We start from the raw sequence: 9,599 nt of genomic DNA on the forward strand, positions 1-9,599 counted from the left end.
TGTCGGGGATCTAAATTCATCTTTAGTACTAAAAACTACTCATTCCTTCTGATTCTGTCGATTTCCCGTTGTAATTCTTCAATTTGACGGCGTAAAGTTTCTGTTTGATTTTCGGAAGATTCTGCTGAAACATTTACCGATCCAGAAGCAGGCGATCGCTGATAATTTCCTCGGCGAATTTGCTGGTATTCTTCGGATACTGCCCACGCCCGTAAGTAATGTAAGCGTTCAACAGGGAAAGGATGGCTCAACATACTACCCTGAGCGCCATTGTAGATCAAGAATTTATATATCTGATTCAGTCCATCTTCATCCAACGCCTGATAATTTTCTGACTGCTTGATAAACTCTTGTAAACTACACTCATTGGCATATTTTTGACTACCGCCAGAGAGTTTCATCATCGTTGACATCACCGGATTCAAGTCATCTATCACTAGTAGTGCAGCACGATCTGACGATAACTCGGCTTTGCGTCGCCACTCAAAAAAGGCGTAAATCAAGCCTTGTGTTACAAGATTACCGAGGCCAAAGGTCAATTCTCCCAGGGCAGAAGCAGCACTCATCGCCCACATCGCCATTTGAATTAAAATAGTATGACCACATTTAATATGCCCCAGTTCATGGGCTAGCACCGCCCGAATCTCGGTTTCGTCTAGTAAGTCTAATAACCCTGTATTTATAACTATGTAAGGATTCTCTTGCCCCAACGCATAGCTATTGGCTTCGGGATTTTGCGAGACAAACAGTGCTGGTTCTGGGTAAATATCTAAATCCCGGACGCATTCGCGAAACATCTGGTAAATAGTGGAATATTGACGCGGCCCGACTTGGATGGTGTTACCCATTAGATAGACTAATTGAGGGCGTTCGTAGATAAATTCCACAAATTTACGAGCGATTAAATCAAATCCTGGTAAATTTCGTAAAGCTTGCTCGGCTTGGCGATCTAGTGGATGCCTGAAGGCTTCGCTGGAAATTCCTGTGTAAGTTGGCATAATTCAGGGTATTGGGTGATTTGTCATTAGTCATTAGTCATTGGTCATTGGTCATTGGTCATTAGCAAAGGACAAATGACAAGATAATAGAAATGGGGCAATTGGCAGTAAAAGTCACTTTGTATGGAATTAAAAGCGTGTGATTGAGGCAGAAGTTCATTTGTCACTACATAACTTTTTGCGATCGCAAGCGGGGTTCCCTTCCTGGCCCCATCATTTGACGATGGCACGGTTGGTAGCACGCGCCTTGCGCCTGGGACGTAGTGCCCTAATTCAAGTCGGAGCAGTTTGTGGTTATCAAGGGCGGTATCGTACTAGTTTCGTAGCATCAGCCCTAATGTGGCATGGACCTGTCATTATTGTTGCTCAAGAAGCGGTGCAGCAACTTCTGCTACGGGTGGAAATTCCCCGCCTACAGCAGTGGCTACCAACCAATAAATCGATTAGAACAGGTGACGCTTGGCCTGATGCCCAGTTTCAAGGGCTACTGTTGACCTCCCCAGAAGCTTGGTTAAGAGGACAATTGGCTGGTGGCGATCGCTTTCCCCAAGGTATTCCCACAATTATTGATGGGGTAGACGATCTCGAAGATTGGGTGCGTCATCAACTTACCCAAGATATTCAACCCGATGATTGGGATCAACTGATACTGGCTTGCCCAAACCAAGCTGAGGCAATTCGCGAAGCACGGATACAACTAACACACGAACTTTTTCAGCATCCGGCTAATCCATATCAGTGCTATCTAATTTCCCAGCCAGAAATAGAAATTTTGAGTCGTCTGTATTTGGCTTTAGAGTCAGTACAAGCACTGCCAGAACCTTGGAAACAATTCTGGCAACAATTTCAAGAAAATCTTTCCCCCCCTGCTCCCTCATCTCCCCCTGCCCCCCCTGCTCTCTTCTGGGCGACTATTGCCCATCGACAAGGTTTATTTTCTTTGCACTACGCCCCAATGGAATTAGGCGAAATACTCTCACCAATTTGGCAGCGACAACCAGTTGTTTTAGTTGGTAGCGCCATCGAACCGGAAACAGAGGCTCCCCTTTTCCGGCAACGCCTGGGTTTGGAAGATTTAACTTGCCTGAAGTTCTCTTCGGAGAGTCAAGCAGAAGCAATTCAACTTTATGTCCCTTATAAGTTGCCTCTACCCAACACACCAGAGTTTCAAGCGGCATTTATTCACAAAGTCCGCACACTGGTTTGTTTAAGTGCGACAGTACCAGGATTGACGGTTGTCTTAGTGGGGGATGTACCACTAAAATCTCAAGTTGCGACAATTTTGGCCTCAGAGTTTGGTTCGCGGGTGCAAGTAGAAAAAACTTGTTTGGATGAAAATGGTATTTTGATTAGCGGCTGGGAATTTTGGCGAGAACATCAACGAGTCTTGCCAGCGCCTCATCTGTTAATCATTGCGACTTTACCCTTACCATCTTTGGAAAATCCCCTGGTAGCTGGTAGAGTAGCTCTTTATAAGCGATCGCATCAAGATTGGTTCCGTTTATACTTGTTGCCAGCAGCTTTAAATGAATTACAACGTGCGATCGCTCCAGTACGAGAAAGTCAAGGTATTGTTGCTTTACTTGATAGTCGTGTAGTTAACCGCAGCTACGGCGCTCAAATTCTCGCAGCTTTAAGTCCTCTGGCACGCATTAACTATCTCGATCCCAGTCTGTTTTCTAATACCGATGAGGAAGATTCCGCCTAAAGTCCAGTTACCAATGCCCTTCAGGAGTGCTGAGCGCTGAGTAAAGAAGTGAGATTCCCCACTCAGCACTCGGAACGGGCTAAACGCCCCGCTAACGGAACTCGGAACTGTTTTGCCCAATGCCCAATGCCCAATGCCCCATACTCAATTTAAATTTTGTCAACCAAAATGCGATCGCTTCAAAGCAAGCATTATTATCAGCTTATAGAAGATGATGTGAATCATCGCCTCTCTGTAGCGATGATTCCTGGCAAAATAAATTTAGAACCTAAGTAGAATTTGAGTTGCTGATTATGGGTGAAGCAAAACGTCGTAAAACCACACAGAAGGAAACATACGGTCAAGAGGCTCGCATCTTGCCTTGGGTTCCCATCACAAAAACTCAAGGCGAACAATTTGTCACTTGGACTACTCGTGGTGCTTGGATAGGTATTGGTCTTATGGTTGTAGGATGGGCAACTATCCGTTTTATCGGCCCAGCTTTCGGTTGGTGGCAAGTAGTCTACTAATTTGTAATACTCGCCTCCGGCGAGTATTACAAATTATTTAAGGGACTTGCGAAAAAATAAAGTATTAGCAATTCTAGAAGATTAGGAAGCGTGGATCTACCAGCGCTTGGACAAAATCTCTAGAATGAGAGTTGCTGTTTTCATGCTCACCGACACCATCAAATCGACCTTTAAAGATGCAGCCAAGAAACTAACTGGCAGCCGCAAAAGAGACTTGATAGCAAAAGTGACCAAATAAGTCGCGGCGTGCAAGATATTGGATAGATAATCGCGGCGTTGGCAAAAAAGAACTGTATCAGTACAACACTCAACTAAGAGCCGAATTTAAATTTGTTAACGATTTAAACAGTCATGCTTGTCAAGCATCAGTAGAAAATGTAGAACGAGCTATTAATCGATTTTTCGATAACTGTAAGAAGAAAAAGCCAGGGAAGAAAGGCTATCCCAGGTTCAGATTCATAGCCGTTCAGTTGAATACAAAGTGTCTGGCTGGAAATTACACCCAATAAAACGCCGAATAACTTTCACTGATAAAAAAGGTATTGGCGAACTCAAGCTATTAGGTAAATGGGATATTCATCAATACCCCGTTGAATTAATTAAACGAGTTCGGATTATTCGTAGAGCCGATGGTTGCTATGTTCAATTTGGCATCAAAGTGGACAACCAACAAGATGCACCAATAACCATATCAGAAATTGGTATTGATGTGGGATTGGAATATTTCTACTCTGATAGTAACGGTAATCATGAAGAGAACCCACGATATCTTCGCAAAGCTGAGAAAGAAATAAAACGGGTTCAACGTAATATTTACAAAAAGAAAAAGGGGTCATCTGGTAGAAGAAAAGCGCGGGGTGTTTATGCTCGAAAGCATTTAAGAGTAACAAGACAAAGGGATGAACATGCGAAGAGACTCGCACGTAACTTAACCCTGGCTAACGCTAAGGTCGTCTTGGAAGACTTAAATATTTCCGGCATGGTCAGAAACCACAAACTAGCCAAGAGTATAACGGACGCTTCTTGGTACAACTTCCGTCAGTGGCTCGAATACTTTGGAGATAAATTTGGGAGAGAAATTATTGCGGTTCCTCCCCATTTTACTAGCCAAGAATGCAGTAATTGCGGTGCTAAAGTCCAGAAATCTCTTAGCGCTCGGACACATTCTTGTTCACATTGCGGACATATTGAGCAACGCGATGTAAATGCTGCCAAAGTAATTTTAAGTCGTGCTCTTCTCTAGGGTCGGGCAGATCCAAAGTAACGCCAGTCGAGATGTTTCCTCTACTTCTATTGGTCGCAAGACCTGTAAAAGCAAGGAACGTCAGTGACGCTGGAATCCCCGCCATTTATGGCTGGGGAGTGTCAATGAAGAGTGCTAATATCAAGTCGCCTTCATGATGTATCACTAGAGGACTTGGTATTAAAACGTGATATCAGTCGTAGCTTGATTAAAAGCTTCCAGGATTGTCATCAAGTGCCAGCAAGAAATTAATCAGGTCTGCTTGCTGGTTGGAATTAAACCCAGCTTGTCTATCTACATAGAAGTCATGACCTGTGCCATCAAGATTACTACGCCCTAAACTAGGGTTAGCTTTGTTGGCTTTTATAACTAAGGCGCGAAGATCGCGATCGACTAATGCACGCAAGCTACTAGCAGGATCGGCAGGTATACCTTGGCTAAGAGTGCCAGATAGCCCTAAGCCACTCTTGTTAACAACCGTAAAACAACCATTTGAGTCAAATTTTAAGCTTCCTGCCTTTACTGCTGCACCACCATCGTGCAAATACGGTGCGCTTGCATAAAGACCACGTAATGCACTAGTTTTATAACCGCCTCTTGGTAATATTCCTTTGGGTAGAGTTGTGGGAGTATCAGAGATACCCTGCGTTGGTAAATCCAGTACTTCAGCCTTAGCAGGTATAGGAACAGGAGTATTAAAAGTGTATAGCTTGGGTGGTACTAACAAATTACTTAGCCCCAGACGAGATTGGGCACGAGCGGGGTTAGTACGGATTTCATCAATTGGATGAATTTTGTTGTCAGTGAAGAATGGTGGAATATGGCAAGTTGCACAATTGGCTTTCTCAAAAACTTTTGCACCACGCTTCACAGAATTATTTGTTAGTGCTTGCCAGTTTTCTGGAGTCTGGTTAGCAGGTGGTACTAAACTATTTTGAAAAGCAGACATAGCATTCTCAGCAAATAAGAAAGTGCCGCTAGCAATATCTCCAGGCTTTTGAGTATTTGGGCTGAAAACCAAACCGTTGTAAGTAAACAAACTAGGACGCAGGTTTGGGTAAGTTCCTGTACCAGGGGCAGGAATTTGGTCTTCTAATTCTGCTTGTGTAGGATTCGGTGCAATTACCCCCCGCAGCCATTCAGAGGGTTTTACTATTACTCCTTCTGGTAAACGTAGGCTGGGAACGGCAGCATTTTGCAGAAATGTACCAATGTAAACTTCTGGGTCAATACCAAGAGTATCTTCACTGAGTTGAGCGGCTGCCAACAGATTGATTTCTGAAGAGTGAACACCATTGCTGACAGCGCTAAGTCCCGCAAATGGCCCCACAGCAAACTGTCCATCAAGGAAATAAGGATGATTCTTAAATGTGAAAATACTGGGGATTTGAGTAGTATCGTTGATCCTATCTGAAGAACTCTCGAAATTACCAAAAGGTACATCCAGTACTGCATCGTCAAAGGCTTTTTCAAACTTTTCAGGATCGGGTAATTTTACTTTATGACCTTTACTGTCTAGAATAATTTTCCCATTGCCTTGATATTGTGGGCTTAGGGGATTAAAATTTAAGCGCGAAAACGCCGCAGAAGAATTTGGTGCTAAAGCAACTAGCAGGGGCGTGGCAATTTCGCCATTAGGTACTCCCAAAAGACGTTCACCCTTATTTGAAAGGGATACATGGCAGGCAGCGCAGCTAATATCAATGTTAGGTGTGATTCCCAGCCCAATGGGAAAAGTCCCTCCCTTTTCCATCTTTAAGCCTGTATTGACGACAGTTCCTTTAGGGAAAGTTCGACTACCTAGCGCTATATCCTTCTGAAGAATAATTTGTAAGTTCGTTGTTGGCTGACCTTGCAACTTAACTATTGCTGTCTGTAATTCTGGCAAAATTTTAGCAATACCAAGTCCAAAACCAAATACCCCTTGCAAACCAAATGTGTCTCCAATCTTCCGGTTGAAGAATATATCTTCACCTTTTGCAATTAATTCCTTAGTGATTTTAACTGCCCCTACCCGTTGATAAGAAATAGGGTCATTAGGGTCGAGTCGTTTATTTACAACTAATTGTGATGCTTCCTGAGGACTCAGCAGTTTGCCAAAATAGTCATAATAGCCTAGCGGTTGAGTAGGAGCAGGTTGCAAAAGATCAATTTTTGCGAAAGCTGTTTGGCTTGTCGTCAACCAATTTGATAACAAGATGGCAAAAACACTAATGATAAAAACGCAAATTAATAAGAAAATCTTGGTTTTTGAACCATACAATACCCTAAAAACATCAGTCTTAGGGTTATTCTTTTTTGGTTTCATAGTGAGGACTCACTAAAAGATTACAGGTAGATATATCACACTATTACGTAGATATATACAATAATGTGTTTAAGTTTTTTATCAATTTGATAGCTAGATTAGTTGCTGATACTTAATATATACTTATAAAGCCATCACTCTACATTGCACTTAAAGCCTTACCTTTCCAAACTCCAGCCATTTTTTTTAATTAGTTTAAATCAGGTTAAATTTAATGAATTTTCTCTGAGTAGCTGTTTTCCAAGACAGTAATTAATTGCGCTGTCAGTCGTTGTATTTGAATTTCTGGTGTTATATTGTCTCCACTTTGACGATGCCTTTCTATGATCTGAGATGTATCAGTAGACGACTTGGTATTACAACAATTTTCAGTTAAATAAACCACGCGGTAGGGGCGCAAGACCTTATCACCTTTACTGTTAATGATAGTTTTGCCATTACCTTGGTATTGTGGATCTAGGGGATTAAATTCTGCCCGTGCAAACGCAGCTGCTGAATTTGGTGCTAAGGCAAGAAGAAAGGGAAAGGCAATTTCATTATTCGGGACTCCCGGAAGACGTTTACCTTCCTTGGAAAGAGTTACATGACAAATTGCACAGGTAATGTCACCATTAGGCGCACTTCCTACGATATTCCCTCCCTTGTCTACTTTTAAACCATTGAAATCAGGTTAAATTTAATGAATTCTCTCTCTAAGTAATTGTTCTTCTAAAGCCGCAATGCGATTGTATGCTGCTGTTAATTGTGCTGTCAGTCGTTGTATTTGAATCTCTGGTGTGATGTTATCTCCACTTTGACGATGCATGTCTAGATAAATACCATCTGTCAATACATCCTTGTGTTCCATTTCTGGATTTAAATTATTACGTCCTTTGAACTGATAGCCCCCAGCTACGCCATTTCCCTGATAATTATCCTTTGCTTGTGTATTCGCTAAAGAACACTCTGAAAAAGCTTGAGTGACTTTACCATCAAGCTGCTCAATGACTTGGCATAGGGCATCCAGCTTTTGGCTTAAAGTCAGGATCTGCTGCTCTAATAGCTCCATTTAATACCTTTATCCGTACATTTTCTCTATGTTATTCAATTTACTCCCAACCTTAACGATACTTATGGATTATTTAAGTATTGATAATTTTGATGGAAATCTAAATATAAGTAAAGTTTCACCATAAGTACTACTAAGGAAATTTATGGTGAAAAAATAGTTTTTAGGTAGCTTTTTGCCAAAAAGCTAGCTAATTCAAGTCAAATATGCAAAATTATCGGTATTATAAACAAAAAATACCGATAATTTTCAAACTCCACTTTTTCAGCTAGTTAGCGACTGGTGAATCTCTGCTTAATATTAGGTATAATCAAAAATCTCAAATCCAAAATCAATGGATCGACGGTCTTTTTTACTAGGTACAAGCACATTGGCACTTTCACAACTGCTTTTTGGCTGTGGTGGAAACAAGCAGACACAACTAAAAGTACAGTTATTAAAAGGTTCTATACCTGGTCAGGTGGTGAATCAGTTCCAGAAAGGTTTGCAGCAACAGGTGCAGTTAAAGTTTGCTCCAGTTGAGCGGATACAGGATTTATTTCAACAATTACAAAGTTGGCAGCAAAAACCAAAGGCTAGTGATGAGCAGGGATGGAGTCGCTTTATACCCTTTAGGCAAGGTCAAAAAACAACTGAGGCAGACCTAGTAACATTAGGAGATTACTGGTTAAAAGCAGCTATTGAGCAGAAATTGATTCAACCGCTCCAAGAAGTACAGGGAAACCAATTAAAACAGTGGTCTAGTTTAGATGAAAAGTGGAAGAAATTAGTAACGCGCAACGACCAAGGTAATTTAGATACTCAAGGGAAGGTGTGGGGTGCGCCTTATAGGTGGGGTAACACGGTGATTATTTATAACCGTGACAAGTTCCAAAAGTTGGGATGGACGCCCAAAGATTGGAGTGATTTATGGCGAGACGGTATGCGGCAGCGCATTTCCCTACTCAATCAACCACGAGAAGTTATTGGTTTGGTCTTAAAGAAGCTCGGAAAATCTTATAATACAGACAATCTTGACCAAGTGCCAGACTTGGAAAAGGAATTACAGACATTAAATCAACAAGTGAAGTTCTACAGTTCCAATCACTACTTGGAACCTCTAATTATGGAAGACACTTGGCTAGCGGTTGGTTGGTCAAGCGATGTGTTGCCAGTTTTAGGACGTTATCCGCAACTTGCCGCTGTGATCCCCCAGTCAGGAACAGCAATGTGGGCAGATTTATGGGTACGTCCCGCAGGGATTACTAAAGGTACTTTATCAGATCAATGGATTGATTTTTGTTGGCAACCAAGCACAGCTAAACAAATTTCGGTGCTGACTAAAAGTAATTCGCCAATTTCTACAAATATTACCGCTTCCGATATTCAAGAACCATTATGGAGTTTGTTAGAGAGCGATGTCTACGATGGGCTACGCCTACGCAATGTTTTCGATAAAAGTGAATTTTTACTTCCCTTACCACCATCAGCAATAAAACAATACGAGTCTTTATTCGCCAAAATTAAAGTTTAATTGGGCATGGGGCATGCATGGGGCATGGGGCATGGGGCATGGGGCATGGTTATTCTCCTTGTCCGTTTCATCTCCAGTCCCCAGTCCCCAGTCCCCAGTCCCCAGTCCCCAGTCCCCAGTCCCCAGTCCCCAGTCCCCAGTCCCCAGTCCCCAGTCCCCAGTCCCCAGTCCCTACAAAGAATCCCCAGAGAGTTTACCGCTGACGAAAGAGAAAAGTGTGTATAAAATTGATTCGTCTTCAGTGGTACAGGATACATCCAGGATGTCTAATT

The 9,599-nt window shown here is 42.2% G+C and carries 8 protein-coding genes; 4 read left to right on the plus strand and 4 right to left on the minus strand.

The window, feature by feature from the left end; translation table 11 throughout:
• Positions 1-35: 35 nt before the first annotated feature.
• Positions 36-998: a M48 family metallopeptidase gene (locus V7K67_RS22555; protein WP_334729725.1), complete on the minus strand. Its 963-nt coding sequence runs from the start codon at positions 996-998 to the stop codon at positions 36-38.
• A gap of 139 nt (positions 999-1,137) precedes the next feature.
• On the opposite strand from V7K67_RS22555, the gene V7K67_RS22560 reads away from it, so the two are divergent.
• The 3 genes from V7K67_RS22560 (at position 1,138) to V7K67_RS22570 (ending at position 4,458) form a co-directional block, all read left to right on the plus strand.
• Positions 1,138-2,706, plus strand: coding sequence for an ATP-dependent DNA helicase (locus V7K67_RS22560; protein ID WP_335168499.1), 1,569 nt, complete (start codon positions 1,138-1,140; stop codon positions 2,704-2,706).
• 293 nt (positions 2,707-2,999) lie between these two features.
• On the plus strand, positions 3,000-3,215 hold the full coding sequence (locus tag V7K67_RS22565; RefSeq protein ID WP_334707675.1) for a DUF2839 domain-containing protein: 216 nt from the start codon (positions 3,000-3,002) through the stop codon (positions 3,213-3,215).
• A 481-nt stretch (positions 3,216-3,696) separates the two neighbouring features.
• Positions 3,697-4,458, plus strand: a complete 762-nt coding sequence (locus tag V7K67_RS22570) for an RNA-guided endonuclease InsQ/TnpB family protein (protein ID WP_335168501.1) — start codon at positions 3,697-3,699, stop codon at positions 4,456-4,458.
• Positions 4,459-4,666: 208 nt separating this feature from the next.
• On the opposite strand, the gene V7K67_RS22575 is transcribed toward V7K67_RS22570, so the two are convergent.
• Entirely contained in the window at positions 4,667-6,766 is a 2,100-nt protein-coding gene (locus V7K67_RS22575) for a di-heme oxidoredictase family protein (RefSeq protein ID WP_334729723.1), read from the minus strand.
• Between the two features lie 676 nt (positions 6,767-7,442).
• Positions 7,443-7,814 (minus strand): hypothetical protein, encoded by a 372-nt coding sequence (locus V7K67_RS22580; RefSeq protein WP_179063921.1) that lies wholly within the window; start codon positions 7,812-7,814, stop codon positions 7,443-7,445.
• A 334-nt stretch (positions 7,815-8,148) separates the two neighbouring features.
• On the opposite strand from V7K67_RS22580, the gene V7K67_RS22585 reads away from it, so the two are divergent.
• Positions 8,149-9,327, plus strand: a complete 1,179-nt coding sequence (locus tag V7K67_RS22585; RefSeq protein WP_334729722.1) for an extracellular solute-binding protein — start codon at positions 8,149-8,151, stop codon at positions 9,325-9,327.
• Here the strand turns inward: V7K67_RS22585 and V7K67_RS22590 are convergent.
• A complete protein-coding gene (locus V7K67_RS22590; protein WP_335168503.1) occupies positions 9,324-9,584 on the minus strand; it encodes a hypothetical protein in 261 nt (86 codons plus the stop codon). The two genes, V7K67_RS22585 and V7K67_RS22590, sit on opposite strands and share 4 nt — an antisense overlap.
• Positions 9,585-9,599 lie beyond the last annotated feature (15 nt).

It is taken from the genome of Nostoc sp., from assembly GCF_036917155.1.
Taxonomy (GTDB): Bacteria; Cyanobacteriota; Cyanobacteriia; order Cyanobacteriales; family Nostocaceae; genus Nostoc.

What these genes read in the sequence shown, in the direction of transcription:
- V7K67_RS22590 (WP_335168503.1), bottom strand. Translation starts at nt 9,584, where the DNA reads ATGTATCCTGTACCACTGAAGACGAATCAATTTTATACACACTTTTCT.
- V7K67_RS22565 (WP_334707675.1), top strand. Translation starts at nt 3,000, where the DNA reads ATGGGTGAAGCAAAACGTCGTAAAACCACACAGAAGGAAACATACGGT.
- V7K67_RS22580 (WP_179063921.1), bottom strand. Translation starts at nt 7,814, where the DNA reads ATGGAGCTATTAGAGCAGCAGATCCTGACTTTAAGCCAAAAGCTGGAT.
- V7K67_RS22555 (WP_334729725.1), bottom strand. Translation starts at nt 998, where the DNA reads ATGCCAACTTACACAGGAATTTCCAGCGAAGCCTTCAGGCATCCACTA.
- V7K67_RS22585 (WP_334729722.1), top strand. Translation starts at nt 8,149, where the DNA reads ATGGATCGACGGTCTTTTTTACTAGGTACAAGCACATTGGCACTTTCA.
- V7K67_RS22575 (WP_334729723.1), bottom strand. Translation starts at nt 6,766, where the DNA reads ATGAAACCAAAAAAGAATAACCCTAAGACTGATGTTTTTAGGGTATTG.